The sequence below is a fragment of the Haloferula helveola genome, assembly GCF_037076345.1.
GTDB lineage: Bacteria > Verrucomicrobiota > Verrucomicrobiia > Verrucomicrobiales > Akkermansiaceae > Haloferula > Haloferula helveola.
In genome coordinates, this window is the sequence record NZ_AP024702.1 from 3023310 (window position 1) to 3048087 (window position 24778).

Genomic DNA, 24778 nt, shown 5'->3' on the forward strand with positions numbered 1-24778 from the left:
CGATGCACTTCACAATCATTACTCCCAGCCTGAACTACGGCGGGTTCCTGGGCGATTGCCTTGAGAGTGTCGCCGCGCAGACAGGAGTCGATCTAGAGCATCTGGTCATGGATGGCGGATCGACCGACGGCAGTGCCGAGTTGGTTGCGGAGTATCCCCAAGCGATGTGGCATCAGGAGCCGGATACCGGTATGTCACAGGCCATCAATCGCGGATTCGAGCGCGCGAAGGGTGACTGGGTGATGTGGCTGAATGCCGACGATCGATTGAAACCGGGTGTTCTTGAGGAGATGCTGAGAACCCTGGCGGCTTGCGACGAGGACGTCGTTTACGGAGACTTTGATTTCGTCAAGCGGGACGGTTCCCTGATCCGGACGGTACGCCTTCCACGGTGGTCCCCCTTTGTCCACGTGCACCACCATTGCTACATCGGTTCGACCGCCGCCTTCTATCGTCGCAAGAGCGTGATCGATGGCGGCTTCAGGCTGCGGGAGGATTTCCGCTACGTGATGGATGGCGAGTTCTACATCCGTCTGCATGAAGCCGGTCTGAAGTTCAGGCATGTGCGGGGAGCCCTGGCGGAATTCCGGCTGCATGAGGGAAATGCCTCGATGCGGCATCTCGGTCGTTCGAAGGAGATGGATGAGGTGCTTGAAGCGGAGCGCCAGCACGTCGAATCGCGCGCGATCCGGCGCGTCTACGGGGTGACCCTGTTTGATGATCCGTACCTGAACGGGCTCTTCGATGGCGTGTTGTGGGTGGTGGCGAGGCTGTGGAAGGGAGTGCTTAAAGTGACTAGTGAGCAGTGAGCAGTGAGCAGTGAGCAGTGAGCAGTGAGCAGTGAGCAGTGAGCGACGACGCGAAAGTTGAGACGAAGGTCGCGGTCGTTTTTGCGAGCTTCAATCGCAAGGAGGTCGCGTTGGAGTGCATCGCCCGGTTGCGCGCCCAGACGCGCCAGCCCGATCGTGTGGTGGTGGCTGACAACGCCTCGGAAGATGGCAGTGCCGAGGCCATGCGCGAGCTGGCGTGGGAGTGCTTGGAGGTGATCGACACCGGAGGCAATCTCGGCAACGCCGGGGCGGTGCGGATGGCTATGGAACATTCCTTTGAAGAGGGCTGCGATGCCGTGTGGATACTCGATGACGATTCGTGGCCGCGGCGCGACGCGTTGGAAGGGATGCTGGCGGACGATTGGGATCCCGAGGTGTTGCGCCATCCCTTGCAGGAGGACCCCGCGACCGGCCGATTCACATGGCCGCTGCAATTGGTTCATGATGACGGAACCGTGACGATGGCCAGTTCGGTGGACGAACTACCGCCGGGGAAGCGTCTGAGAAGTCGCGGTGTTTGGACAGGAGCCCTGATCTCGCGCCGGATCCGTGAAGTGGCCGGTCCGGTGAATGCCGAGCTCTTCATCCGTGGTGAGGACGAGGAGTATCCGTGGAGAATCGAGCAGGCGGGGTTCCGCTCAGAGGCGGTTCGGGCCGCAGTTCTCGACCATCCGGGTCCGAAGGATCTGGTTCGGCTTGGTTTTCTCGGGCGCAGCCTGTTTCTCGAACGCGGACTCTCGAACTGGAAGCTTTATTACAAGGTGCGCAACATGGTCTGGCTGAAGCGTGCCCAGTCCGGGCTCTCCGGAGCACTCGCGATGTCCGTGGCCTACGGTCTCGCCCTAATGCGATTCGGTGAGTTTCGCCTGATATCCGCTTGGTTTGCCGGTGTCCGGGACGGTCTGGCGGGAAGGCTGGGTCGCAAGGACTTCGGCCCCTGACGCTCTTACGTAGAAACCCAAGCTGCTAAATCGACGTTTGCCTAGGTCAAGGCAGTCACCTAAGCCTCTCGGCGACTCACGATCTCCCCACCTATGCCTGTCGGAAGACGAGAAGCTTTTTCGATCCAGTTGCTCCAGCTTGTGGATGCGGCTCTGGTATGGGCATCATTCTATCTGGCTGACTTTGTCCGTAATCCCCTACGGGAGTTGATCGGTCAGCAGCCTGTGGAGACCGGGAACCTGGCCGAGATGACGTGGGTCCTCTATGTTGCGGTACCGTTCACTCCGCTGGTGCTCGAGTTTCTCGGGTTTTACCGCCGTTTGCGAAGCAAGACATTCGGCTCTTCCTTTTCCCAACTCATCCGCGGTCTTTTGATCATGGCGCTTATGCTCGGGATGCTGGCGGTGTTCGCCCGGCTCCCCGACACCAGCCGCCTGATTCTCGGTCTCGGCGGGTTTTTCGTCCTGCTCTTGCTACTCGCCCGGGACAGGATGGTGACGGCTCACCTCAAGCACCGCGGCATCCGGCAGGATCTGAAGGAGCGGGTGCTGATCGCCGCATCCGCCGATGACGTCGACGCGTTTCTGGACGAGCTGGATCCAGAGGCGGTCGAGGCGATGAACATCGTCGGAGAGTTCGATCTCGACACGCAATCGGTGGGAGATCTCTACGACATCCTCAAGGAGAGCTCGGTTGAGCGGGTGATCATTTCGGCGGGCGATATCGGTTTCGCCAAGGTTGCGGAATGCGTGGAGGCGTGTGAGTTGCAGGGAGTCGAGACGTGGGTGGCCGCCTCCTTCATGCGTACTCAGGTGGCGCGGCCGACTTTTGATGTGATTGGGGACAAGCCGATGCTTGTTCTGCGTTCAACGCCCGACCTGTCGTGGGAACTGGCGGTCAAGTCGGTGTTCGACCGTGTCGGTGCGTTCGTTCTGATCTTGCTCACCTTTCCTTTGTGGGTGTTCGCGTGGGTGGGCATCCGAATCGCGAGTCCGGGGCCTGCCTTCTTTTTCCAGAAGAGGGCGGGGAAGTACGGCAAGCCGTTCCGGATGTGGAAATTCCGGACCATGGTGCCGAATGCAGAGGAGATGCTGAAGCAGATCAAGGAGGATCACGGAAACCAGATGGAGGGACCGGTCTTCAAGCTTGAGAACGATCCGCGCATCTTCAAGTTCGGCGCGATTCTCCGGAAGCTGAGCATCGATGAGTTCCCCCAACTGATCAACGTGCTGATGGGGGACATGAGTCTCGTCGGACCGCGTCCGTTGCCGCTGTATGAAGTCGAGGCATTCCAGAAGTCGGAGCACCGGCGCCGCCTCAGTGTGAAGCCAGGGATCACCTGCGAGTGGCAGGCGGGCGGGCGCAACACGATCACCAGCTTCGAGCAGTGGGTGGAGATGGACCTGCGCTACATCGATAACTGGTCGCTCTGGCTCGACATCAAGTTGCTGCTGAAAACCATCCCGGCAGTGCTGTTCGGGAAGGGCGCCAAATAGGCTCGGACAATCCCGGTCTTGTTCGGGGAGCGGTTATTTCTTTTCTGGCATTCGAATGAAGATGCTCTCCGCAGGCTTTCTGGTGCTCGCGTTCCTGATGGCGCTGGTCTATGGACCCCAGACCGCCGAATGGAGCTGGGGGCCGGCGTTCATTGCCTTGGGCCTCGCGGTGGGAGCGGGCTGCTTCGGTCCGTCCGGATCACGGTATGGAATTGCGGTGCGGATCGCGATGCTTCCGGCAATCGGTTGGATCCTGCTCCGTTGCTTCCAGTCGCCGGTGATGGATCCGGCAAGGGGTGATGCGATGCTGGTTCTCGCGGTGTTTGGCACGTCAGTGGTGGTGGCGGGTCTGGTGGAAGATCGGCGAGCCCTTTGGATTCTGTTCGGAGGACTGTCGGTTCTTTCGCTTCTGAACTTGGGGATCGCCCTGATCCAGATCGAAACTCCGGATTTCATGTGGCCATACGCCAACCGCCCGGTGAAGGGGCCGACCGGATTTTTCGGGCACTACAACTATTTCGCGAACTTCACCCTCGGAGTCGCGCTGCTGCTGGCGTCGCGTGGTTTGTTCAGCAAGGATCATCCCCTGCTCAAAGTGCTTTATGGGGTCACCTTCGCGGGCTCATTGGCCATGGTCGCGGTCGTAGGGTCCCGGGGAGGCACGGTTGCCTTGGGCTTTGGCGTACTGTTGCTGCTTGGCGCGCTTGGGGCCGTCGCTTGGCGCCGGAATGTTTGGTGGTCGAAAGTTGTTCTGGTGTTGTTTCCGATCCTGCTGATCGGCGGAGCAGTGGCGGGTTGGTCTGTACTGAAGAAGGTCCAGCAGCAGCGTGGGAAGCAGAGCATGCTACAGATGCTGGACAACACGTCGCGCCTCGAGTGGATGAATCTCGCCCTGGAGGTGGCTTCCGAGCATCCGGTTGCCGGTGGCGGGAGCCGGTCGTATTCATGGGAAAGGAATCGCCACTGGGACGTGAAAGAGTTCGGGCGAGGGTCGGAGAACGAACGTTTCGTCCACAACGAACTTTTGCAGACGATCACGGACTATGGTTTGGTCGGCGCGGTACTGGTGCTCGTGCCAATCGGAGTATTGGGATGGTTGGCCGTCTCGAACCTGTTCCTCGGAAGCTCGAGGGATCCCGCGGAGGCGGATGCGGTGGCGGCGGGGGTGCTGTCGGCGGGTGGCGCGATGCTTGCCCAAGCGAACGTCAGTTTCGTGTTCCACCTGCTGCCGTCGGCGCTGCTGCTGGGATTGCTTTTCGGTCTGGGTTCGATGCTCCAGAGTTCGAAAGAAGTCCGGTCTTCCGCTCACTGGGCGAGAATCGGAATCGGGGCGGTTCTGATGATCCCACTGCTTTGGCTGGGTTTCCGGGGAACATCGACCTTGAGGGCGGTCTGGCCGGTTCTCTACATGAACCCTCCGCAGATCCTGAACTCGCCCGCGGTCGCCATGGCGAATCTCGATTCCGCCATCGAATCGTGGCCGGGTGACCGACTGCTTGAGGTGAAGGCCAGCAACGCCCGTATCGCGGCTTCTGCTCCGGGAATCGAGCCTGCCGAGAGAAGTCGTTGGAATCGCATCGCGGCGGAGTCGTATCGCGCCGCGGCCGACTACCATCCCTATCACCCGGGGCTGGTCATCAATCTGGCGAACACCCTCTCGGATCTCGGCAGAAATGCGGAAGCGGAGGTGGCATACTTGAAGGCCATCGAGTTGCAGGGTGGCCTTGAGGACGGTTTCGGATCGCGGTTCCACTATGCCAAGCACCTGTATGCGCTGTGGTACGGCCGCTGGGTCGATCCGGATCAGCGCCGAGCCGGCGAAGCTCTTTGGCAATTTCGCAAAGCCCTGAAGCTCTTGGACGACGCGAAGGAGCAGCAAGGCGGCTATGCGGACGGGGTCAAGCAGCTGCGCGTCCGGCTTGAGGAGGCGATCGCGTTCCTCGAGGGAGCCAGGGTCGAGGCGGTCGAGCCTCCACCGGAAGAGCTCAACGACTGATCCGGCTCCAGTCGATGTTCTCCTCCGCCAGTTCCGTCAGGAGCTGGCGGATTTTTGTGTCCGCGATTTCGAGGTCTGGGGGGTCGCCAATCTCGCGATCCTCACCCGGCAGATAAACCATCGTGCACATGACGAAAGACCAACGCTGGGCCTCTCCCTTCAGGACACGATCCTTGATGTCGATCAGCGTGCGTTCGGTATGGTCCGCCGTGATGCGGTCCTTGCCGACGAAGAAGTAGTAGGTGACGCAGTGCTGGTCGATGAACTTCCGGTCGTCCTTGTCACCGTAGCCCAGTTCCCGCCTGGATAGGATCCGCGTGACAGGGACCGTGACCCCGCTCTCGGGATTCAGTTCGGAAGAGTCAACCGACTCGACCGTGTGACCCGCCGGCACCTGGATGGCCGATGCGTTGACGACCAGTCCCCGGTGGCCTTGGGCGACCAGGCAGCGTTCGGGGCGGTGGATGGAGTTCGCCAGGTCATGCCCCGAAAGGATGATCGAGAGCTGGGCGAAGTCCGTCGGGGCTGTTCCCCAGATGTAGGACATTTCCTCGACCCTCTTCAGCGAGCAAAGGGCGTGGCTGAAATCGGTGTCGGTGGCGAGAACCCTGCGCACCGGTTCCGGAGTCGGCTGGACGTCCAGCTGCCATGCGCCGAGGTGGTTCTCCAGTTCGAGGCGTAACGCGCTATCGACCTCCTTGAAGGGGGGCAACGCGTAGATCGCCGACATGACGGCCGCGATAAGCAAGGCGGGAACGAACGCTCTCATGATCAGCCTTTTGCTTCGAGTTGGGCGGTGCCGACCTCGCGGCGGGTCATGCGCGGCCGCTTGAGCGATTTGAACCCGCCCTCCAGCAGCGAGTGAACGAACAGCAGCAGAGCAAGGGAGATCGGATAGAAGATGATCAGGCCTGACCAGTCGTGCCATGTCCCGGCGGCGAACTTCGGGTCACCGTATTCGCCGATCACGAAAATGGACGTCAGGCGGAACATGTTTCCGATGATCGCCAGGGGTACGGCGGAAACGCAGAGAACCGCCTTTTTCCACAGGCTCATCTTGGCGATGTAAGCCCACACCGAAGCGATCAGCACGAGTGCCATCAACGAGCGGATGCCGCCGCAGTATTCGTTGATCTCGAGCGGATCCCAGCTGTCATTCAGAGAGTAAATGTAGGCACCCCGGCTCTCGACGGCGACACCGAACCAACCGCAGCCGATCGCGGCGAGCTTGGTCGAAAGTACCTGCAGGATCGAGGTCGCCTGCTGGAACTGCGGCACGGGAATCGCCAGCCAGAAGACGAACAGGGGGAAGAAGGTCAGCTTGGCGACCTGCCAGCCCCACAGGAACCACGCCGAGCCCCAGAGGATCATCGGCAGTCCACCGACGGCGAGCCGCGCCTGTCCGGTGCGATGGGCGAGCACGAAGAATCCGGCGCCGACGATGGCCACGGCCAGACCGAGCCAACTCCCCTGATGCGCCGCCTGTTTGAGCCGGGGCCACTGCCAGATGATCAGGCCGATGCTGATCAGCGGCACGAGGAACCCGTGCTCGAAATCGGTCTCGTGGTTCCACGTACTCTTGAGCCACGCCAGAGGGCTCATCACGTGGTCGGGTCCGAACCCCGTGACAAAGAGATAGAAGAACGCCACGACCGCGCCGACCGCAATCGCCCCCGGTAGAGTAGACGACAGCAGGGCCTTGGAAATCTGGGTTTCGGAGGGTCTTTCCATCGGTCCGGCACCTGTAGGGTTGCCGATCCCTCTGGGGCTGTCAACAATCGGCCCGCCGCCGCCGTTGCCCATGAAAATCATCAGTGGAACCGCCCACCGCGCCCTCGCCGAACGTATCGTTGCCGAACTCGGAACCAAGCTCGCCGATGTGCGGGTGACGGCATTCCCCGACGGTGAGACCTTCGTCAAAATCAATGAGAACATCCGTGGTGGCGATGTTTTCATCATCCAGCCGACCTGCCCGCCGACCAATCACAACATCATGGAGTTGCTGATCATGGTCGATGCCGCGCGCCGCGCTTCGGCCGAGCGGATCACGGCCGTGGTTCCGTTCTTCGGATACGCCCGGCAGGACCGGAAGGACCAGCCGCGGGTTCCGATCACCGCCAAGCTCGTCGCCAATCTGATGACCTCCGCCGGAGTCGACCGGGTGCTGACGATGGATCTCCACGCTCCCCAGATTCAGGGATTCTTCGATATTCCGGTCGACCATCTTTACGCCAAGCCGGCGCTGATCGGCTACATCCGCGAGAAGATCAAGGACCCGGGCGAACTGACCGTGGTTTCACCGGATGTCGGGGGCGTCAAGATGGCCCGGGCTTATGCGGACGCGATTGGCTCGGATCTCGCGATCGTCGCCAAGCACCGGGTCAGCGCGACCAAGGTCGAGGCGATGAACGTCATCGGCGACGTGAAGGGCAAGGATGTGATGCTGGTCGACGACATGACCGAAACCGCCGGGACCCTCTGCGCCGCGGCGGAAATCCTCCACAAACACGGAGCCAAGCGGATTTTCGCGGGGGTCTCGCACGCCGTGCTCGGCGACATGGGCCGCGAGCGGATCCGGAACTCGGCGATCGAGGAGGTCATCACGACCGATTCGGTGCCCCAGGCCTCGGGCGACAAGGTCCACGTCTGCGGGATCGCGTCGCTGATGGGCGAGGCGATCCGGCGGATTGCCGGCGGTCAGTCGGTCACCTCGCTGTTCGAGGTCTGAAAACCGCCCGATCCGCCCCTCGAACAATTTTTTGACATTCCGCGCGCGCACCGGTATAGCCCGCGCCCCGCTGTCGGTGACAGCGGTTCTCCAATCCACCGATTTCCGCCATGGCCAAGAAGCACTCCGTTAAAGCCGAAACCCGCGCCCGCACCGGGTCCGGTCTCCTCAAGCAAATGCGCCGCGAAGGTTGGCTGCCGTCCGTCCTCTACGGGAAGAACGCCGACAACAAGAACCTCAAGGTCGACGCCAAGGCGTTCCGCGAGATGCTCGGCGAGAGCGAGTCGGAGAACATTCTGATCAACCTTGAGATCGAAGGTGAAGGATCGAGCCTCGCCTTCCTGCAGGCCATCCAGCACGACCCGCTTACCGGCGAGGCGCTGCACGCCGATTTCCTGGCGGTCAATGAGAAGACCGAACTCCAGGCTTCGGTGCCGGTCCACCTTCTGGGCACGGCCGCAGGCGTCAAGTCAGGTGGTGTCCTCGAGCAGGGCCTCCACACCCTCGACGTCACCTGCTCGGCGACGAATCTCCCGGAAATTCTCGAGTTCGATGTTTCCGAACTGGCCTTGGGTGACTCGCTGCACATCGGCGACGTGACTTTCCCGAAGGGTGTGACCCCGCGTTACGATGCCGAGGTGGTGATCGCCCACATCGGTGCGCCGCGCGTCGAGGAAACGGCTGACGAAGCTGCCGCAGAGGCCGCTCCGGCTGCCGCTGCAGAAGCTGCCGAAGAGGCTCCGGCCGAAGAGGAAGCTCCCGCCGAAGCCTGATCGCTTCCGATCTTTCCCAACCCCGGCCCGCTTCGCGCGGGCCGGGGTTTTTTGTTTCCGCGTTTCGTCATTGTGACCGCGCGGGGGGCTCCCGCATGCTCCGGCCGTGCCCGAATTTCCACTGGTCGTCGGCCTCGGCAATCCCGGCCGGCAGTATGAAGGAACCCGTCACAATGTCGGGTTCATGGTGCTCGACCGGCTGGCGCTGGCGGCGGGCGTCGCTTTCGAGTCGCGTCCGCGATGGCAGGGCCATGTCGCCAAGCTCCCCGATGGCACCCTGCTGCTCAAGCCGCAGACCTTCATGAACCTCAGCGGACGTTGTGTCCGGCAGGTCGCCGCATTCCACAAGTGGGAGCCGGCATCGGTGCTGGTGGTCTACGACGATGTCGCGCTGCCGCTCGGCCGTCTCCGTTTCCGGGAGAAGGGAAGTGCCGGCGGGCACAACGGGATCAAGTCGCTGATCGAGCATCTCCACACCGATGCCTTTCCGCGACTCAAGTTCGGGATCGGGAATTCGGCGCCGGGGAACATGACCGGACACGTGCTCGGCGGGTTCCGTGAGGACGAGCGCGAGGCGCTGGAAAACGCGCTTGCCACTGCGGTGGCAGCGGTTCAGCTTGCGCTCTTTGACGGATTCGGCGCCGCTGCCAACCGCTACAATTCACTTACTCCAGCCACTCAGAATACCGACCATGAGCAGGAATTACGAAGGCCTGATCGTCCTCAACACGAAGGGAGCTGAAGGCTCCGTCGACGATCTGATCTCCTCGATCGGCAAGGAAATCGAAGCCGAGGGCGGAAAGCTCGAAGAGGTTCGCCAACTCGGTCGCCGCCAGTTCGCCTACCCCGCGAAGGACATCGAGAGCGGCAACTATGTGAATTTCCTCTTCTCCGCGGATCCGGCGTCGCTGGCCAAGGTGCAGACCCGCCTCAAGATGAATGATGCGGTGCACCTTCAGCACTACCAGACCCGATGATCCGAAGCTGTTCTCGCGAACAGCTTTTCTCTTGACCTCCCCTGCGCGCAGTCGCGAGACTGACCTTTGCCATGGCCAACCTGAACAAAGTCCTCCTGATCGGGAACCTGACCCGGGATCCCGAGTTGCGCTACACTCCCAAAGGGACCGCGGTCGCTGACCTCGGCCTCGCCGTCAATCGCCGGGTTTCCGACGGTAATGGCAACTGGAGTGACGAGACGACTTTCGTCGATGTCACCGTCTGGGGCAGCACGGCCGAGAACTCACAGAAGTTCCTCACCAAGGGACGCGGCGTGTTCATCGAAGGACGGCTGCAACTCGACACGTGGGAGGACAAGCAGAGCGGCCAGAAGCGCAGCAAGCTCAAGGTCGTCGGAGAGAACGTCCAGTTCCTTCCCGACGGCAAGGGCGGAGGCAGTGGCGGATCCGGTGGCGGCAGTCGCTCATCCGCGCCGGCTTCGTCCAGTCCGCCCCAAGGTGGCTCGGCCGCCGATGAGGGGGACTACGACGACGAGGGTGACGATATCCCGTTTTGAGCGAGCAAACGGAATGGCTCCTTGCAGGTGCCATTGGATGGGAAGGCGGCCTACGGGCCGCCTTTTTTATGGTAGGGACGACCGCCTCGGTCGTCCGCGAGTGAAAAGAGATGCCCGCCATCCCGACGGTCAACCGAGGGCGTCGGACCCTACCTTTCGAGCCAAGCCGCCTTGAGCTTCTCGGCGCGCAGCAGGCAGTCCTCGAGATCGTCGCCCAAAAGGTTCGCGTGGCCCATCTTGCGGCGCCCGACCGCCCGCTTCTTGCCATACAGATGCAAGGTGGTCGCTCCATCCTCGAACAAAGGCGTCCAGTCGGGCTGCTTCTCCTCCTCAGGCCACATGTCGCCGAGGAGGTTCAGCATCACGACCGGTGAGAGCAGTTTGGCGGAGCCGAGGGGCAATCCGCAGACGGCCCGGAGCTGCTGCTCGAACTGCGACGTCGCACAGGCATCCAGAGTGTGGTGCCCGCTGTTGTGAGGGCGCGGGGCCATCTCGTTGACCAGCAACTCGCCATCGGGGAGCACGAAAAACTCAACGCCCATGATGCCGCGGTAGCCGAGGGCTTCGGCTACGCGACGCGCGACCTGCACCGCTTCGTTCGCGGTGTCCTCGCTGATCCTCGCGGGCACAATCGAGACATCGAGGATGTGATGCCGATGCCGGTTCTCGGCCGGGTCGTAGACACTGTATCCTTCCTCACCATTGCTGGCGATCATCACAGAAATCTCGCGCTCGAAGGGCACGAACGCCTCCAGCACCGCGCGAGCTCCGTCGAACTCCTCCCACACCTCGGCCGGATCCTCGCCGCCCTCCAGCTTGCGCTGACCTTTGCCGTCGTAACCGAAAGCCGCCGTTTTGAGGACCGATGGCGTGCCGATCCTGGAGATCGCACTCTTGAGCTCGTCGGCCGAAGCGACGACTTCGAAGTCGGCGCAGGGGATGCCGTTGTTGCGCAGGAAAGTCTTCTCCCGCTCGCGGTTCTGGCAGATGGCGAGGGCCTCGGGCGACGGGTGAAGCGGACGCTCGGAGGCCACCGCTTCAAGGGTTTCGCGGGGGATGTTCTCGAACTCGACCGTGGCCACATCGATTCGACCGGCGAAGTCCGCGAGTGCGTCGCGGGAGTCGAAGGGCAAGTCGATCGACTCGTCGGCGACGACCGCGGCGGGGGCCTCCAGTCCGCCGGTCCAGACCACGGTCCGGTATCCCATGCGGCGGGCGGCCATGCAGAACATTCGGCCGAGCTGGCCACCGCCGATGATGCCGATCGTGCTTCCGGGGAGGATCATGAAAGCGGCGGAAGTTCGGCGGCCTTGACCGTGTCGGTCTGGTTCTTGCGGAATGCCTGAAGCCGCTCCAGCAGGGCTGGATCCTCACCCCCAAGCATCGCGGCGGCGAACAGGGCGGCATTGATCGCGCCGGCTTTGCCGATGGCGAAGGTGGCGGTCGGGATGCCTCCGGGCATCTGGACGATCGACAGCAGGGAATCCATACCCTTGAGAGCCTTCGACTCGACCGGCACGCCAAGCACCGGCAGGTCGGTGATTGCGGCGGTCATGCCGGGGAGGTGGGCCGCCCCACCGGCTCCGGCGATCACGCATTTCAGGCCGCGCCCGCGGGCGGACTCCGCGTAGGAGTAAAGCTTGTCGGGCGTGCGGTGCGCGCTGACCACCTCGGCTTCCCACGGCACCTCCAGGCTCTCCAAGGTTTTCGCCGCATGCTCCATGGTGGGCCAATCCGAGGTGCTGCCCATGATGATCCCGACCAGTGGCTGTGCCATGCCGGAGGGTGGCGGCGTGAGCTTGGCGGATTCAAGTTTCAAAAGTCGCGGTGCTATCGTCTTGTCACCCCGCCGTCTTTCGGGGTGGTTAGGAGCAATGGGTTCAATCTGGTCGCGTCGTCGCTTTCTCGCCTCGTCCCTCGCGCTGACCGGCATGGCGCGGGCGGCGGGGGGAGCCGGTGCGTTTCTCACCCCTGGAGCGCCGGGATACGACGAGGCACGCCAGCCTTTCAACTCGGTCATCCAACTCCGGCCGGGACTGATCGCTCCCTGCCGGACTGAGGCCGATGTGGTCGCGGCGGTCCGGCACGCGGTGTCGGAGAATCTTCCGATCGCGGTCAAGAGCGGGGGGCATGCTTTCCACGGGTTTTCCCTCAATGACGGGGGATTGGTCGTCGAGCTGTCGGGTCTGCGAAACCGATTGCTGGAGGCCGGGTCCCACCGGTTCACCGCCGGTCCCGGCCTCAAGCTCCGGGATTGCTATGCGTGGCTGACCGAACGAGGTCGGTTCCTGCCGGCGGGCTCTTGCGGAGGAGTGGGGCTCGCGGGTTTGACTCTCGGTGGTGGCTACGGCCTGTTTTCCCGGGAATTCGGACTTACCTGCGATCACTTGGAGCAGGTGAGGTTGGTCGACGGCAATGGCGAGGTCCGTGATTCGCGCGACGAGCCGGAGCTTTTGTGGGCCTGCCGCGGAGGCGGCAACGGGAACTTCGGCGTCGTCACTTCGATGTCCTTCAGCACGCGCCCCGCTCCCGCGCGGCTCGCTTCGTGGAAGTTCCGGTCCCGCGACAACGATGCGGCCTCTTTTGTGCGTCGCATGGAGTCATGGTTCGAGATCATGGCGGACCTGCCCGGTCCGATCTTTGCCGCGCTCGTGCTCAATGGCACCCAGGCGACCGTGCTGCTCACTTCCACCAAGTCCGCCGGTGGTCCGGTATTCCAGCGCACCGGTCGCGCTCTGAAAGCGGCCGGGTTCACCACGAAGGGTTCGCTGGAGCGGCCGTTCGCGACAGCATTGAAAAGCTACGAAGGCCAGACCGGCCCATTGCCCTTCGACAATGTCTCCGCGGGCTACTATCGCGGCTTCGAGGACATCGCATCGGTTGCCGGGGCGATTGCCGAGGCGGTGGTCCGCACTCCCGGCCTGATCTTCCAGGTCAATACTCTCGGAGGAGCCATCATCGACGGCCCCGAAAGCGCCTACCCGCATCGGGAGTTTCCGTTTCTGGGCGAACTGCAGGCCTACTGGGACAAGGGAGAGATTCCCGACCGGTTGGCGGCAGGGCATGCGAAGGTTCGGGAGCTGCTTCGTGAGGCCGGAGTCACGCGGCATTACCGCAACTACCCGGATCCGCGACTCGCGAACTGGCAGGATTCCTACTTCGGCGATCGCTACGCGCGCCTCCAGAAGATCAAGCGGGACCTCGATCCCCACGACCGGTTCCGCCATCCGCAAAGCGTGCGGTTGCCCGAGGCTCAGTAGGAAATCCGTCCGGGTAGCTCCACATACTCCGCCAGCAGCCTTCCCGCGTCCTCGGAAAGCAGGGTGGTGGAAGGGATTCTTCGTTCCGACGGGGCTTTGGAGAATTCTTCGAAGAAGTCGGCATCATGGAATCCCGCCGTGGCCGCGTCTTCGATACGAAACCCATAGTAGATGCGCGAGATGCGGGCCCAGTGGATCGCGCCGAGGCACATCGGGCACGGTTGTCCGGTGGTGTGGATTTCGCAGCCTGCGAGGCTGAAGTCGCCGATCCTGGAGCAGGCGTCGCGGATCGCTCCGATCTCGCCGTGGGCGGTCGGGTCATGGGTCGCGATCACGCGGTTCCATCCCTCGCCGATGATCTCGCCGTTCCTGACGACGACCGCGCCGAAGGGTCCGCCGTCCCCGGCACGCATTCCCTGCCTCGCCAGTTCGATTGCCCGCCGCATGAAGGCGGCTCCGTCGTCACTCATGTCGGCAGCATAGACGGGTCTGGTACCGAGGAAAGCGAAGCCGTTCAGACCTTTCCCCGTTCCGTTATTCCGTGACGGGCCCGGAGCAGGTGCGAGAGTGCGGCGAAAAGCGTGGCGGTGGAGACGCCGAACATCATGACCCCGGTGCATGCTTCGAGCGCCCCGGCGAGTCGCCACGGATGCTCCATCACCACGTCACCGTAGCCGAGCGACGAGTAATTCACGGTTGAATGGTAGAAAGCCGTCGCGAAGTCGTCGATCGCTCCGACCCCGAGGAAGAGGGTGGCCCAGACCGCGATCTGGAACAGATGCCCGAAAAACAGAACGGTCACCAGAACTCCCAGAATCCGGATTCCCTCGAGGAGAGTCGGGGAGTCAGCGTGTTTCAGGGGCATGGAGATCCGGATCCCAAGGGCGATCGCACCGAGCTGGAGAACCAGATTCAGCAGCAGAGCGACCAGGCAAATGAGGATGAGAACCAGCATGACAGGGCTTGTCTTTAGCCGATGGAAGGGGCCGGGGTCACGGCCGGACTCTCCGGTTTTGACTGTTCACCGCGGACGGGCGTGCTGAAGTGGCCGCATGTTGAGAAAACTGGCATGCGTTGTTCTCGGTCCGCTTCTCCTCGCCGCCTGCGGACCATCGGGTGGCGGTGGCGCCACGAGCTGGAAGCCCGACTACTGGGGCCACCGTCCGGGTCCGAAAGGCTTCACCACCGTGGTCCTGGACGCCGGCCATGGCGGTCATGATTCCGGGGCCGTCTCGCGATCGACCGGGGCCAAGGAGAAGGATCTCGCACTCGACACCGTGAAACGCGTCCAGCGCAAGCTCGGCGGCAAAGTGAAGGTGAAGCTGATGCGCTCGAACGACCACTTCATCGATCTCGACGACCGCGTCGACCGCGTGAGCGGCAAGGGCGGAACGATTCTGGTCAGCATCCACTACAATGCCGGTCCCTCGTCCATGCGCGGACCCGAGATGTACTGGTGGCGGGTGGACAGCTGGGGGCTCGCGACGCGTCTCCAGCGCGAGTTGGAAAAAACCGTGCCGGGCGAAAGCGGCAACCGCGGCCAGGTCCGCCGCCGCCTCCGGCTGACCCGCAACCCGGATATTCCGAGTGTCCTCGTCGAATGCGGATACCTTAGCAATCCGTCGGAAGCGCGCCTGTGCAACGACGCCGGCTACCGCGACAGGCTGGCCTCCGCCATCGCCCGTGCGATCCTCGACCAGCAGGCGAATGGCGATCCACCCGGCCGACTGCCGCCACCGATCAACAAGCCGCCGAGCCGCCCGACCGATCCTCCGGGGTCCTGAACCGCGGGCAGGGGCATCGGTTTTGTGTCTGAACCTGATCAAACGAAGCTTCGGTTGGCCGCCGCTTATCCCGCATCGGCCATGCAGAAAGTTCATTCGTTCCTCCTCGTTCCGGCAGCACTGTTGGGTTTTGCACTAGCTTGGGCCGTCAAACCGAATTCCGAGGTGCCGGCGTCGGCGGGTGCCACCCCTCCGAAGGTGGAAAGGGACCGTCGGGAGAATTCCGGGTCCGACGCGGAGTCTCCGGCTTCGCCCAAAGTGGAGACGCGGACGATGGTGATTGGCGGTGACTCGGAGTCAATGACACCGGAAATGCGGGAGGCTCAGGACAGGATGGCCACCGCGATGGAGGAACAGCACCGCAAGAAGGACGAAAGGCGGATCTCCGAGCTTGTTGCGGCACTCGGGCTCGACGCCGGACAGGAGGCCGAACTGCGAACTTTCTTCGACAAGCGGCGCCGCGCGCTCACGGCAATGTGGGCGGGGGGAGATGCCGAGAAGGGCATGGAAGCGATGCGGGAGGACAAGCTGGATGACTTCCTTGCCGATCTCCTTTCTCCCGATCAGCACGAGACCTATGACGAACTCAAGGCGACGGAGAGAAGTCGGGAAGTCGAGGCAGCGGCCCTCAAGGATCTCGCCGGCATCACCCGCTCCGTCGACTTGCGGCCCGACCAGCGTGACGCGGTATACGACATCCTGCACAAGGAGGCTGCCGAACGGATCGAACGGCGTGCCGAAAGTGGCCAGGGTTCGATGATGACGATGTTCGGGAACGAGATCGGATTCGGTTCCGAAACCGATTTTATGGACTTCAGTGGTGTGTTTGAGGGGATGGATGAGGGCAATGGCGAAGTGCCTGACCAGCAGGCCATCGTCCAACGGATTCGGGAGGCCCAGCAGAAGAAGATCGACGAACAAGTCGGTCGTTTCGAGGGCGTGCTCGATGAGGGTCAGCTCACGAAGTACCGGGAAACGCTCGAGTCGAAGGCATCGATGTTCGGGGCGATGCTTGAGGCCGGCGAATGATCCTCGCAAGTCACTGGCCGTTCAGCCAGTCCTTGAACTCCGCTTCGTCAGCTGACATCGACGTCGCGACTTTCTCGCGGTCGGCGAGCACGGCGAGGCGCTCGGGGATCTCGACCGAACCCTTGCCGAGTTCCTCTTCCATCACGTCGAGGAACTTTGACGGGTGGGCGGTCTCGAGGGTGATGGTCGGCGTGTCGGGGTGGGCGGTCCGCCATGCCTTGGCGGCCAGCCAGCCGACCGCGCCGTGCGGATCGATCGTGTAGCCGAGCGTCTCCTTCACCTCGCGGATGGCGGCGCGGGTCTCCTCGTCGCTGAAGGCGAGGCCGTCGATCGTGTCGCACATTTCCTCCCACGAACTCCCGAAAAGCGCCTGCATGCGTGCGAAGTTCGAGGGCGCGCCGACGTCCATCGCGTTGGAGATCGTCGCTTCGCTGGGCAGCGGCTGGTAGTCGCCGCTCTCGAGGTAGCGGGGGACCACGTCGTTGATATTGGTGGCGGCGACAAAGCGCTCGACCGGCAGGCCGAGCTGGCGGGCCAGCAGGCCGGCGGTCAGGTTGCCGAAGTTGCCCGACGGAATGACGAACGCGGGCGTCCGGTCGATCTGGCGGGCACTATGGATGTAGTAGAAGCTCTGCGGGACGAGTCGCGACAGGTTGATCGAGTTGGCCGAGGTCAGGTTGAGCCGTTCGGAGAGTTCGCGGTCGAGGAAGGCGGACTTCACCAAGCGCTGGCAGTCGTCGAAGGTGCCGTCGATCTCGAGCGCGGCGATGTTTCCGCCGAGGGTGGTGAGCTGCTTTTCCTGGAGTCCCGAGACCTTGCCCTTCGGGTAGAGGATGAAGACCCGGGTGCCCGGGACGTTGTGGAAGGCCGATGCGACCGCGCCGCCGGTATCGCCGGAAGTGGCGACCAGCACGGTGAGCTGGCGATCCTCGTCGCGCGTCAGCCATGCCATGAGCCGCGCCATGAAGCGGGCACCGAAGTCCTTGAAGGCAAGCGTCGGGCCGTGGAACAGCTCGAGGATGTGGTCGTCGGGTGTCAGCGAAACGACCGGAGCGTCGAATTCGAGCGTGCCGTCGACGATCTCCCTGAGCGCATCCTCAGGCACGTCTTCGCCGAAGAACGCACCGGCCACGGCGTGGCCGATTTCGCGGAAACTCAGGTCGCGCCAACCTTTCCAGAATTCCTCGCCGAGGGTCGGCAGGGTGTCCGGCATGTAGAGTCCGTTGTCCGGCGGCAGCGAGCGCAGGATCGCTTCCTTCAGGTCGACCCGGTGGTCCGGGTTGTTGGTCGAGTGGTAGAGCATCGCGACTTGGCCCTAGGTGGCCCGTTTCCCCGTCAGGGGCAACCTGCAATGCTGTCTTGAACCCGGGAATCAGGGCAGAACCGCGATCCGGGTGGGGAAGCAAGCTCTTCCTGCCGTACATGCCGTGTGCGGGCCGGGCCTTGACCGGCTTTTTCGCACTTAGGAAGCTCTTGTGAACGATGAACATGGTTGAACTCGCCTCCCGCCTGAAGTCAGCCCGGCTGGCGAAGGGCTACACGCTCGAACGGGTTTCGGAGCTTTCCGGTCTCGGTAAGGGCCTGCTGTCGAAGGTGGAGAACTTCCGGGTGACGCCGTCGCTGCCGACGCTCGCCAAGCTGAGCGAGGCCCTTGGCATGAGCCTGTCCGAGCTTTTCACCGGCCTCGACGAGAAACCCAAGATCAGCATCGTCCGGGCCGAACAGCGCAAGGAGGTCGAGCGCAACCGGGACCAGTCGGACATCGACTACCAGTCACTGGCCCACCTGCGTCCGGACCGGAACATGGACCCCTTCCTCCTCACCGTTCCCGCCGGTGGCGGTCGTGACGAGGCGATGCCCCACGAAGGTGAGGAGTTCCTGATGGTGACCAAGGGCCGGGTGTCCTTCGAATACGAAGGTGAGGTCCACGACATGAAGGCCGGCGATGCCGCTTACTTCGACGCGGAGGTCGACCACCGCGTCTTCAATCCCCACAAGACCGAGGCCCAGGTGCTCTGCGTCTTCCTCGGTCGACCGATGTAGGGCGCGGGCCTACTTGCTCGCCTTCTCTTCCACCACGTGCACGCCGTGGGGGTTGATCTTGGAGACGTAGATCTGGTTTTCCAGCGAGACACTGGAGAAGACTTTCGAGATCGCTTCGCCGACCTTGTTGGCGGTGGTTTCACCTTCACAGAGCGCGAAGACCGACGGGCCGGCACCGGAAATCGAGAAGCCGAGGGCGCCGCTGGACATCGCGGCGCGCTTGGCCTTGTAGAACTCGGGGATGAGCTTCTGGCGCCGCGGCTCGGCGATGACGTCGTGGATCGAGCGCGAGATCAGTCCGTAGTCGGACTGGATGAGGCCGCACAGCAGGCCACCGAGGTTGCCGATCTGCTGGGTCGCGTTCACCAGCGGGATGTCCTTCGGCAGGATCTCGCGGGCGACCTTGGTGAGAATCTCGATGTCCGGATGGACGACCGCCGCCCACAGGTCGGCCGGTGGTGGCAGCTGGGCGACGTCGAGTTCGTCGTTGCTGCGGATGAAAACGATGCCGCCGAGCAGGCAGGGCGCGACGTTGTCGGCGTGCCAGGCGCCGTCGGCGGATGCCTCACCGGCCATGGCGAAGGGCAGGAGCTGCTGCTTGGAAAGCGGCTCGCCGATCAGCTTGTTGACCGCGTAGGCGCCGGCCACGGCCGAAGCGGCGGACGAGCCGAGTCCGGAGCCGAAGGGCATCTTCTTGTGGATCTCCATTTCGATCCCGCGATCGGTCATCCCGAGGTGGCGGAGCAGATCGAGGGCGGCGACGCCGGCGGTGTTCTTTTCCGGTGCCTTCGGCAGCTTGCCGTCGTCACCGGTGATGGCGGTGATGTGCAGGCCGGGTTTGTCACAATGGCGCACGACCACCTCGTCTCCGGGCGAGTCGATGGCGAACCCGAGCACGTCGTACCCGCAGGCCACGTTGGCAACGGTGGCGGGGGCAAAAACGCGCACTTCCTGAACGGCTTCCTTGAGCATGGGGCGCGGGCTGTAGCACCCATCCGCCGTTTTGTCGAATCCGGGGGCGTGGGATGACGGACTCAGAAGCGAACTTTACAAAACGTGGCCAACTTCGGGGAATGGGAAGATGGAATCCGGAAAATGCTGGGTTTCCACCTTTCGACCCGCCGGAGTTCCGGACGGAGCAGGCTGATCCGTTCCCGCTTCATCCATGTTCATCGACCTGATTCTCCTACTGCTGACGGTGGCCGTCCTATTGCTACCGCTGATCGGTTTGGTGTGCTCCAGGTGGATCTGGATTCGGGTGATTTGTACGCTCGCGTTGCTTGGAGAGGCATTCGTTGGCGGCTACGGTCTGGCGCACTTCTTCGGCATGGGCAACTGGAGTGGTGGGCGGGAGCTCCACCCGGTGGCCTACGGTATCGTGGCAGCGTTCTTCGCGACCTGCGCCCTTCTGCCGGCCATCCTGCGACCCGGCCAGGAAAAGAGATCGGCGGGTCACGAAGAGTTCTGACCGTTGAGATCAGGCCAAGAGGACTCCAAATTTCGGCTCGGACCGTAATGTTGGTTCAAGCCGTTCATGCCTAGGTTCGATCCATGAAACCGATCGTGTGCCCGAACTGCGGAAACGAAATGACGACCGGACAGTTCCGTCTGCGGAAGAGCACTTGGGATTGGCTTTTCTGGGGTGGCGGGTTTTCCCATCTCTTCTTCACTTCGACTGGAGAGAAGAAGCCGACCATTTCCCTCGGTCACGGGGCCGTTCGCCCCGGGCACAGCTGTCGGGAATGCGGAAGCATCGTCCTGCTTCCGCGGAAGCGCCTGCCCGTTCCAGAGTGGGGTTATCCCAATGATTGAGGTGCCTCTGGGAATTCAGGCGATGTGCCGTCAGAACAGCCCGAAGAACCACTTCCGGCGCTTCTTCCGCTTGTATTTGCCGTCGCCGACGGAGAGCACCTCGACCTCGACGGTGGCCAGTCCTTGGTCGCGGAAGTCGATCTTCTTCGCCGCCCGCGGGGAGAGGTCGATGATGCGGTTGCCGATGAAGGGGCCGCGGTCGTTGACCCGGCACTTCACCGACTTGCCGTTGTCGAGGTTGGTGACCTTGACGACGCAGGGCAGGGGCAGGGTCTTGTGGGCGGCGATGTTGTGCCATGGCATCACCTTCTCGCCGATCGACGTGTTGCCGCGCTTGAGGCCGAAGAAGGATGACTCGTCGTACCACGACGCGGTGCCGACCTCGCTGTGGTGGAGCGCCTGATCGACGCTCATCGGGTGGTAGGTCTGACCGCGCACGGTGTAGGTGCGGGTCATGTAGCCCTTGTAGCCGCCGCGCGGATGGGCGCATGAGGCCATCAGCAGGGCGAGGGCCGAAAGCAGCAGCGTGGCGAGGTGGCGCACGCCGGGATGATACTTAGGAAAAGCTAAGGATCAAGAGGTGAGGTGGGAGGCATGTGGACCGCGCGAGCCTACTCGCGCCCCGGAGCCTCGGGATCGTTAGGCCGGCGCGGTGGAAGTCGGAGCTGCCGACCGTGGCAGCTGACTCCGTAGGCGGGTAGTCGCGCGTTTGCCGGACCGACGGGGCGCGAGTGGGCTCGCGCGGTCCATCGGGAGCGTCGAGCGGCTCAGTCCGTCTCGCGTTCCCTGATCATCGGCAGGGTGCCGGCGACCTGTTCCTTCATCTCCTTGCCCGGCTTGAACTTGACCACGGCGCGGGCGGGGATGGGGACATCCTTGCCGGGATTCTTCGGATTGCGGCCGATCTTGGCCTTGGTCTCCTTCACCTGGAACGCGCCGAAGTTGCGCATGACCACGGTGTCACCGTTGGCGAGAGCATCAGTGATGGAATCCAGAGTTTTCTGGATGACGTCGAAGACCTGCTGCTGGGTCAGGCCGGTTTCGTTGCTGATTTTAACGACGAGCTCTCGCTTGGTAACGGTTGCCATGGGTGACGGGTGGCCGGGTTTGACTCGGCGGGAGGATTGGACACCACAGCTGGGGTCATTTGTCCCGCGAAAAATCGGAGAAAATCATGCGGATTCCGTGCCATCCGGGTCGAATCCTTCGAGGATTCGTTCCGTCGTGCGAAAATGGCGTTTGGCGGTGCGCTCGAGAATCGCAGGTCCATGACGCTCAACGAGCTGCTTCCCGGCGTCGATGACGGCATCGGACGCGCCCAAGGGCAGCGTGATGCCCCCCGCGGCCGAAGTTTTCTCCATCCAATCGACGAACCTTTCGCGGGCCAGAATGGATGCCGCGGCGACCGCCACGTCGGACTCCGCTTTGGTCCGTTGGTCGAGTTGGATTTCGAGCTTCAGCTGCTTGAGCGCGCGCTGCAGCACCTGGGGTTGGGCGAACTGGTCGGACAGCGCCCGCGGGCACTTCGGGCGTTGCTCGAGCAAGCGTCCGATCGTCCGGGCGTGGCCCCACGCCAGCAGCCGGTTGACGTTGCCGAACGAGGTGTGGAGTTCGTTGTAGCGTTCCGGACCGATCGAGATGACCGCGGTCGCGATGCCCGGGGTGTTGCGGATGGTTTCGGAGAGCGCGCGGATGCGCTTGGCGCTGGAAATCCGCTTCGAGTCCATGATGCCGGCATCGAGCAGCGCGCGGGAGATCGAGGCGTCGACGTAGGCGCCGGCGATGACGAGCGGTCCGAAGTAGTCGCCCTTGCCGCTCTCATCGATTCCGAAGTGCGGCTCGAACATCTCCGGGTTGTGGACTTCCTCGTAGCCGAGCCGGGCCTCGCCGAGGATCTCGGGCTCCAGCGTGAAACGGACGAAATCCTCGGTCTCCTTGCCCTGCACGAGGACCTTCGGGCCCTTCTCGTAGACCGACACGTTGAGCTTGCCCTTCTTGGCGGCGAAAATCGTGTACGGCTTCTCGGCGAACTCGAACCCGTCGCGCTCCAGCACGCCGCGGAGCTTTTCCGCCTGTTCGGCGGTCAGGGCGGCGGTGTGGGAGTTGGCGGGCATGTCGCGATGCTGAACACCGAACATCGAACGTCCAACATCGAACGTCGAAAGGGATGGTGCGGAGTCGCATCCGGTGCAGGGTGGGGGCGTGCTGAAGCCAAAGCGCCGTCACGACCCGCTGAAGGAGCCGGAGAGGTTCCGGGAAGCGTTGAGCGATTGGTTCGAGACGCATGGGCGGGACTACCCGTGGCGGCGGACACGCGACCCTTACGCGATTCTGGTGTCGGAGGTGATGCTCCAGCAAACGCAGATCGCGACCGTGCTCGGCCGCGGGTTCTACGATCGCTTCCTTGAGCGCTTTCCGAATACCGCCGCGCTCGCGGAAGCCGATGACGACTCGCTGCTGAAGGCCTGGGAGGGGCTGGGCTACTACCGTCGTGCCCGGATGCTGCGGGAAGCCGCGCGGGCCGTGGAAGGTGAGCATGGCGGCGAGTTTCCGGAGGACTATGGGGCGATTCTCGCGTTGCCGGGGGTCGGCCGCTACACCGCCGGCGCGGTTAGCTCGTTCGCCTTCGATCGCCCGGCTCCGATCGTCGATGGCAACATCGCGCGGGTGCTGTCCCGCCTGATGGACTTCCGCGAGCCGATCGACGGCACCGCCGGGCAACGCCAGCTCTGGTCGTGGGCGGAGGATCTGTTGGATGACCGGAGTCCGCGGGTTCACAACTCGGCGTTGATGGAGCTCGGGCAGACTTTCTGCCGTCCGGGTGTCCCCGACTGCCTGGGTTGTCCGGTGGCGGCATATTGCAACTGCGCGGAGCCGGCGGACCTCCCGCTGAAGGCGAAGAGGGTGAAGCTGACGGACGTCGACGAGCACGTGGTCTTCGCTGTTAGGAAGGGCGAGATCCTGCTCCGGAAGCTGGAGGGCGGACGGCGCTCCGGCATGTGGCGGCTGCCCGAAAGGGAAGAGCGCGGCGACTTGCTGCATCGCCGGAAGTACGGCATCACGCGCTACCGGGTCACCATGCATGTGCATGCTGCCGCTGCTGACACCGCCGCCGAAGAAGGCGAGCAATGGCACGACATCGGGGCGGTGACCGAACTGGTGATGCCGCCGAGCGACCGCGCGGCGCTCGCCGCATTGATGGACGAAACCGAAGAAATCGCGTGAGCCAGCGGCATTGCTCTGCGTAGTATTTCCACGGATGCGCCGCTTGTTGAAGTTCTTGCCCGCCGTCGGGTGCGGGGTGGTGATGATGAGCTGCGCTCCCCAGCCGCCGCCTCCGATCGTCGGTGCGACCCCACCCGGAAAGTCGATCTATCAGTCGGCCGCCCGCCGTTTCGCCGCGGTTGTCGTTTCCGACCGGATGGACATCGACGACTGGATCGGCGACCGCTTTTCGAGGCAGAAGGCACCGAAGGATGCCGACGGGGGATCCGCGGTTCCGATCACGGCCGACGGCTACTTCCTCACTGCCGACCACGTGCTGGCCTCGTCGACCGGGCGCCAGGTTTTCGTCCTGTTGCGCCGCGACGGCCGGCTCCGTGCCTACCCGGCACGGATTGTCTGGCGGGGATCGGGCGGCGACGTGGCGGTGCTGCAAGCGGATGTAGCGACGCCCGACCACTACCGCTGGACGCCGACCTCGCAGTGGCTGCCGCAAGGCACGCCGGTTATGCATGCGGGCATCGCCACGGGTTTCAGCAGTCCGGCGGGAAAATTGATCACGCCGATTCCTCCCGATGCCGGATTCTCCGGCAATCACCGCTTCAAGCATGACATTCCGCTCGAGCCCGGCGACAGCGGTGGCCCGGTGGTCGATGCCAACGGCTTGCTGGTCGGCATCAATTCCGCGGTCGAATATCTGGTGCCGCTCGAGACGGCGTTCTTCATCGAGTCCGAAGCCAACCGCCCGAATGTCCGGCGGCTGATGTCGGTGATTGAGCGCGACCGGAAGAGGCGACCCGCTCCCGCCGTATCCATGCCGTGATGATGCGACTGATTTCCGCTCTGGCGTTCTCGCTGCTGCTGGCCTCGTGTGCCGAGCGGATGCATTGGTCGGAGCGTGCGGCCCAGGACCGCATCATGCTGGTTCGGGAAACGCCACCGACGCTCGGCTACCGTCGTTTGGCATTCCAGGCGGGCTCTCACCCGGACCTTTCGAAGTTCCTTTCCAACAAGGGACGTCCGGATTTCATCGCCGAGACCTCAACCGACGACCGCCAGTATTTGATCCTCTACTACCTCGGTCCTGAGAAGGCGTATGCCTGCCGTTCGTGGCGCGGCCAGCCGAACACGATCGAGTTCGCCGGACCCTATCCGATTACCTCGAAGGAAGCGGATGTGCTGCGTGAGCTCAAGAGGACCTCGGCCGACAGCGCCGACACCGGGATCGCGGCCGGCCGGGTTCTGATTCCGTGAGCTGCCGCAGGCGGACCGCGCGAGCCCACTCGCGCCCCTGAGCCAACAGCGCGATGGCGTTGCGGATGAATCGCTTCGGTTTCAGTTCGAGCGGCC

At 63.3% G+C, this 24778-nt stretch carries 29 protein-coding genes; 18 read left to right on the top strand and 11 right to left on the bottom strand.

Going from position 1 to position 24778, the window contains the following annotated elements; all coding sequences use genetic code 11:
- Positions 1-2: 2 nt before the first annotated feature.
- The 4 genes from HAHE_RS11180 to HAHE_RS11195 all read left to right on the top strand — a co-directional run bounded on the left by HAHE_RS11180 (position 3) and on the right by HAHE_RS11195 (position 5264).
- Entirely contained in the window at positions 3-809 is an 807-nt protein-coding gene (locus tag HAHE_RS11180) for a glycosyltransferase family 2 protein (protein WP_338684473.1), read from the top strand.
- 38 nt (positions 810-847) lie between these two features.
- Entirely contained in the window at positions 848-1771 is a 924-nt protein-coding gene (locus tag HAHE_RS11185; protein ID WP_338684475.1) for a glycosyltransferase, read from the top strand.
- Between the two features lie 93 nt (positions 1772-1864).
- Positions 1865-3268, top strand: coding sequence for a sugar transferase (locus tag HAHE_RS11190; RefSeq protein WP_338684478.1), 1404 nt, complete (start codon positions 1865-1867; stop codon positions 3266-3268).
- A 55-nt stretch (positions 3269-3323) separates the two neighbouring features.
- The gene (locus tag HAHE_RS11195) at positions 3324-5264 is read left to right on the top strand and encodes an O-antigen ligase family protein (protein WP_338684479.1); all 1941 of its coding nucleotides are present in this window, start codon (positions 3324-3326) and stop codon (positions 5262-5264) included.
- Here HAHE_RS11195 and HAHE_RS11200 read toward each other — a convergent pair.
- Together HAHE_RS11200 and HAHE_RS11205 are read right to left on the bottom strand one after the other, a co-directional pair.
- Positions 5254-6033 carry a hypothetical protein gene (locus HAHE_RS11200; protein WP_338684481.1) on the bottom strand — a complete coding sequence of 260 codons (780 nt, stop codon included), beginning with the start codon at positions 6031-6033 and terminating at the stop codon, positions 5254-5256. The genes HAHE_RS11195 and HAHE_RS11200 overlap by 11 nt on opposite strands.
- A gap of 2 nt (positions 6034-6035) precedes the next feature.
- Complete coding sequence (locus tag HAHE_RS11205; RefSeq protein WP_338684483.1) at positions 6036-6995, bottom strand: exosortase/archaeosortase family protein; 960 nt, start codon at positions 6993-6995, stop codon at positions 6036-6038.
- Positions 6996-7065: 70 nt separating this feature from the next.
- On the opposite strand from HAHE_RS11205, the gene HAHE_RS11210 reads away from it, so the two are divergent.
- The 5 genes from HAHE_RS11210 (at position 7066) to HAHE_RS11230 (ending at position 10278) form a co-directional block, all read left to right on the top strand.
- On the top strand, positions 7066-7992 hold the full coding sequence (locus HAHE_RS11210) for a ribose-phosphate pyrophosphokinase (protein ID WP_338684484.1): 927 nt from the start codon (positions 7066-7068) through the stop codon (positions 7990-7992).
- 110 nt (positions 7993-8102) lie between these two features.
- The gene (locus HAHE_RS11215) at positions 8103-8765 is read left to right on the top strand and encodes a 50S ribosomal protein L25 (protein WP_338684486.1); all 663 of its coding nucleotides are present in this window, start codon (positions 8103-8105) and stop codon (positions 8763-8765) included.
- 106 nt (positions 8766-8871) lie between these two features.
- Positions 8872-9507 (top strand): aminoacyl-tRNA hydrolase, encoded by a 636-nt coding sequence (pth, locus tag HAHE_RS11220; RefSeq protein WP_338684487.1) that lies wholly within the window; start codon positions 8872-8874, stop codon positions 9505-9507.
- Positions 9458-9742 (top strand): 30S ribosomal protein S6, encoded by a 285-nt coding sequence (rpsF, locus tag HAHE_RS11225; protein ID WP_338684488.1) that lies wholly within the window; start codon positions 9458-9460, stop codon positions 9740-9742. The genes pth and rpsF overlap by 50 nt, the downstream gene beginning before the upstream one ends.
- A 71-nt stretch (positions 9743-9813) precedes the next feature.
- Positions 9814-10278 (top strand): single-stranded DNA-binding protein, encoded by a 465-nt coding sequence (locus HAHE_RS11230; protein WP_338684489.1) that lies wholly within the window; start codon positions 9814-9816, stop codon positions 10276-10278.
- 149 nt (positions 10279-10427) lie between these two features.
- On the opposite strand, the gene HAHE_RS11235 is transcribed toward HAHE_RS11230, so the two are convergent.
- Both HAHE_RS11235 and purE read right to left on the bottom strand, forming a co-directional pair.
- Positions 10428-11564 (bottom strand): 5-(carboxyamino)imidazole ribonucleotide synthase, encoded by a 1137-nt coding sequence (locus HAHE_RS11235; RefSeq protein ID WP_338684490.1) that lies wholly within the window; start codon positions 11562-11564, stop codon positions 10428-10430.
- Entirely contained in the window at positions 11561-12055 is a 495-nt protein-coding gene (gene purE, locus HAHE_RS11240; RefSeq protein ID WP_343218211.1) for a 5-(carboxyamino)imidazole ribonucleotide mutase, read from the bottom strand. Before purE ends, HAHE_RS11235 begins: the two co-directional genes overlap by 4 nt.
- Before the next feature lie 97 nt (positions 12056-12152).
- Between purE and HAHE_RS11245 the strand changes: the two genes are divergently transcribed.
- Positions 12153-13538: an FAD-binding oxidoreductase gene (locus HAHE_RS11245; RefSeq protein WP_338684492.1), complete on the top strand. Its 1386-nt coding sequence runs from the start codon at positions 12153-12155 to the stop codon at positions 13536-13538.
- On the opposite strand, the gene HAHE_RS11250 is transcribed toward HAHE_RS11245, so the two are convergent.
- Both HAHE_RS11250 and HAHE_RS11255 read right to left on the bottom strand, forming a co-directional pair.
- A complete protein-coding gene (locus HAHE_RS11250) occupies positions 13532-14008 on the bottom strand; it encodes a nucleoside deaminase (RefSeq protein WP_338684493.1) in 477 nt (158 codons plus the stop codon). The genes HAHE_RS11245 and HAHE_RS11250 overlap by 7 nt on opposite strands.
- Positions 14009-14052: 44 nt before the next feature.
- Positions 14053-14493 carry an ion channel gene (locus tag HAHE_RS11255; protein WP_338684494.1) on the bottom strand — a complete coding sequence of 147 codons (441 nt, stop codon included), beginning with the start codon at positions 14491-14493 and terminating at the stop codon, positions 14053-14055.
- A 97-nt stretch (positions 14494-14590) separates the two neighbouring features.
- Between HAHE_RS11255 and HAHE_RS11260 the strand changes: the two genes are divergently transcribed.
- Both HAHE_RS11260 and HAHE_RS11265 read left to right on the top strand, forming a co-directional pair.
- Positions 14591-15322: an N-acetylmuramoyl-L-alanine amidase gene (locus HAHE_RS11260; protein WP_338684495.1), complete on the top strand. Its 732-nt coding sequence runs from the start codon at positions 14591-14593 to the stop codon at positions 15320-15322.
- Positions 15323-15403: 81 nt separating this feature from the next.
- A complete protein-coding gene (locus HAHE_RS11265; RefSeq protein ID WP_338684497.1) occupies positions 15404-16351 on the top strand; it encodes a hypothetical protein in 948 nt (315 codons plus the stop codon).
- 10 nt (positions 16352-16361) lie between these two features.
- Here HAHE_RS11265 and thrC read toward each other — a convergent pair whose 3' ends face one another.
- Complete coding sequence (gene thrC / locus HAHE_RS11270) at positions 16362-17654, bottom strand: threonine synthase (RefSeq protein WP_338684498.1); 1293 nt, start codon at positions 17652-17654, stop codon at positions 16362-16364.
- Between the two features lie 179 nt (positions 17655-17833).
- Here thrC and HAHE_RS11275 point away from each other — a divergent pair, with 179 nt between their 5' ends.
- Positions 17834-18394, top strand: a complete 561-nt coding sequence (locus HAHE_RS11275; protein ID WP_338684499.1) for a cupin domain-containing protein — start codon at positions 17834-17836, stop codon at positions 18392-18394.
- Positions 18395-18403: 9 nt separating this feature from the next.
- Here HAHE_RS11275 and HAHE_RS11280 read toward each other — a convergent pair whose 3' ends face one another.
- Positions 18404-19366, bottom strand: a complete 963-nt coding sequence (locus tag HAHE_RS11280) for a homoserine kinase (RefSeq protein WP_338684500.1) — start codon at positions 19364-19366, stop codon at positions 18404-18406.
- A gap of 193 nt (positions 19367-19559) precedes the next feature.
- Here HAHE_RS11280 and HAHE_RS11285 point away from each other — a divergent pair, with 193 nt between their 5' ends.
- Positions 19560-19862 (top strand): hypothetical protein, encoded by a 303-nt coding sequence (locus tag HAHE_RS11285; protein WP_338684501.1) that lies wholly within the window; start codon positions 19560-19562, stop codon positions 19860-19862.
- A gap of 83 nt (positions 19863-19945) precedes the next feature.
- A complete protein-coding gene (locus HAHE_RS11290) occupies positions 19946-20206 on the top strand; it encodes a PF20097 family protein (protein WP_338684502.1) in 261 nt (86 codons plus the stop codon).
- 30 nt (positions 20207-20236) lie between these two features.
- Here the strand turns inward: HAHE_RS11290 and HAHE_RS11295 are convergent, their stop codons facing one another.
- The 3 genes from HAHE_RS11295 to rnhC form a co-directional block, all read right to left on the bottom strand.
- Positions 20237-20749 (bottom strand): septal ring lytic transglycosylase RlpA family protein, encoded by a 513-nt coding sequence (locus HAHE_RS11295; protein WP_338684503.1) that lies wholly within the window; start codon positions 20747-20749, stop codon positions 20237-20239.
- Between the two features lie 224 nt (positions 20750-20973).
- Positions 20974-21294 carry an HU family DNA-binding protein gene (locus HAHE_RS11300; RefSeq protein ID WP_338684504.1) on the bottom strand — a complete coding sequence of 107 codons (321 nt, stop codon included), beginning with the start codon at positions 21292-21294 and terminating at the stop codon, positions 20974-20976.
- Positions 21295-21378: 84 nt separating this feature from the next.
- The gene (gene rnhC / locus HAHE_RS11305; RefSeq protein ID WP_338684506.1) at positions 21379-22320 is read right to left on the bottom strand and encodes a ribonuclease HIII; all 942 of its coding nucleotides are present in this window, start codon (positions 22318-22320) and stop codon (positions 21379-21381) included.
- Positions 22321-22408: 88 nt separating this feature from the next.
- Here rnhC and HAHE_RS11310 point away from each other — a divergent pair, with 88 nt between their 5' ends.
- The 3 genes from HAHE_RS11310 to HAHE_RS11320 are packed head-to-tail and all read left to right on the top strand — an operon-like array spanning position 22409 to position 24682.
- Positions 22409-23431, top strand: coding sequence for an A/G-specific adenine glycosylase (locus HAHE_RS11310; protein WP_338684507.1), 1023 nt, complete (start codon positions 22409-22411; stop codon positions 23429-23431).
- A gap of 34 nt (positions 23432-23465) precedes the next feature.
- Positions 23466-24251, top strand: coding sequence for a serine protease (locus tag HAHE_RS11315; protein ID WP_338684508.1), 786 nt, complete (start codon positions 23466-23468; stop codon positions 24249-24251).
- Positions 24251-24682 carry a hypothetical protein gene (locus HAHE_RS11320; protein WP_338684509.1) on the top strand — a complete coding sequence of 144 codons (432 nt, stop codon included), beginning with the start codon at positions 24251-24253 and terminating at the stop codon, positions 24680-24682. Before HAHE_RS11315 ends, HAHE_RS11320 begins: the two co-directional genes overlap by 1 nt.
- Positions 24683-24778: the final 96 nt, after the last annotated feature.

What these genes read in the sequence shown, in the direction of transcription:
- thrC (WP_338684498.1), bottom strand. Translation starts at nt 17,654, where the DNA reads ATGCTCTACCACTCGACCAACAACCCGGACCACCGGGTCGACCTGAAG.
- HAHE_RS11290 (WP_338684502.1), top strand. Translation starts at nt 19,946, where the DNA reads ATGAAACCGATCGTGTGCCCGAACTGCGGAAACGAAATGACGACCGGA.
- HAHE_RS11235 (WP_338684490.1), bottom strand. Translation starts at nt 11,564, where the DNA reads ATGATCCTCCCCGGAAGCACGATCGGCATCATCGGCGGTGGCCAGCTC.
- HAHE_RS11260 (WP_338684495.1), top strand. Translation starts at nt 14,591, where the DNA reads ATGTTGAGAAAACTGGCATGCGTTGTTCTCGGTCCGCTTCTCCTCGCC.
- HAHE_RS11195 (WP_338684479.1), top strand. Translation starts at nt 3,324, where the DNA reads ATGAAGATGCTCTCCGCAGGCTTTCTGGTGCTCGCGTTCCTGATGGCG.
- HAHE_RS11265 (WP_338684497.1), top strand. Translation starts at nt 15,404, where the DNA reads ATGCAGAAAGTTCATTCGTTCCTCCTCGTTCCGGCAGCACTGTTGGGT.
- HAHE_RS11255 (WP_338684494.1), bottom strand. Translation starts at nt 14,493, where the DNA reads ATGCTGGTTCTCATCCTCATTTGCCTGGTCGCTCTGCTGCTGAATCTG.
- HAHE_RS11200 (WP_338684481.1), bottom strand. Translation starts at nt 6,033, where the DNA reads ATGAGAGCGTTCGTTCCCGCCTTGCTTATCGCGGCCGTCATGTCGGCG.
- HAHE_RS11245 (WP_338684492.1), top strand. Translation starts at nt 12,153, where the DNA reads ATGGGTTCAATCTGGTCGCGTCGTCGCTTTCTCGCCTCGTCCCTCGCG.
- HAHE_RS11320 (WP_338684509.1), top strand. Translation starts at nt 24,251, where the DNA reads ATGATGCGACTGATTTCCGCTCTGGCGTTCTCGCTGCTGCTGGCCTCG.
- rpsF (WP_338684488.1), top strand. Translation starts at nt 9,458, where the DNA reads ATGAGCAGGAATTACGAAGGCCTGATCGTCCTCAACACGAAGGGAGCT.
- HAHE_RS11215 (WP_338684486.1), top strand. Translation starts at nt 8,103, where the DNA reads ATGGCCAAGAAGCACTCCGTTAAAGCCGAAACCCGCGCCCGCACCGGG.
- HAHE_RS11250 (WP_338684493.1), bottom strand. Translation starts at nt 14,008, where the DNA reads ATGAGTGACGACGGAGCCGCCTTCATGCGGCGGGCAATCGAACTGGCG.
- HAHE_RS11315 (WP_338684508.1), top strand. Translation starts at nt 23,466, where the DNA reads ATGCGCCGCTTGTTGAAGTTCTTGCCCGCCGTCGGGTGCGGGGTGGTG.
- HAHE_RS11300 (WP_338684504.1), bottom strand. Translation starts at nt 21,294, where the DNA reads ATGGCAACCGTTACCAAGCGAGAGCTCGTCGTTAAAATCAGCAACGAA.
- rnhC (WP_338684506.1), bottom strand. Translation starts at nt 22,320, where the DNA reads ATGCCCGCCAACTCCCACACCGCCGCCCTGACCGCCGAACAGGCGGAA.
- HAHE_RS11280 (WP_338684500.1), bottom strand. Translation starts at nt 19,366, where the DNA reads ATGCTCAAGGAAGCCGTTCAGGAAGTGCGCGTTTTTGCCCCCGCCACC.
- HAHE_RS11190 (WP_338684478.1), top strand. Translation starts at nt 1,865, where the DNA reads ATGCCTGTCGGAAGACGAGAAGCTTTTTCGATCCAGTTGCTCCAGCTT.
- HAHE_RS11230 (WP_338684489.1), top strand. Translation starts at nt 9,814, where the DNA reads ATGGCCAACCTGAACAAAGTCCTCCTGATCGGGAACCTGACCCGGGAT.
- HAHE_RS11210 (WP_338684484.1), top strand. Translation starts at nt 7,066, where the DNA reads ATGAAAATCATCAGTGGAACCGCCCACCGCGCCCTCGCCGAACGTATC.
- purE (WP_343218211.1), bottom strand. Translation starts at nt 12,055, where the DNA reads ATGGCACAGCCACTGGTCGGGATCATCATGGGCAGCACCTCGGATTGG.
- HAHE_RS11285 (WP_338684501.1), top strand. Translation starts at nt 19,560, where the DNA reads ATGTTCATCGACCTGATTCTCCTACTGCTGACGGTGGCCGTCCTATTG.
- HAHE_RS11205 (WP_338684483.1), bottom strand. Translation starts at nt 6,995, where the DNA reads ATGGAAAGACCCTCCGAAACCCAGATTTCCAAGGCCCTGCTGTCGTCT.
- HAHE_RS11275 (WP_338684499.1), top strand. Translation starts at nt 17,834, where the DNA reads ATGAACATGGTTGAACTCGCCTCCCGCCTGAAGTCAGCCCGGCTGGCG.
- HAHE_RS11180 (WP_338684473.1), top strand. Translation starts at nt 3, where the DNA reads ATGCACTTCACAATCATTACTCCCAGCCTGAACTACGGCGGGTTCCTG.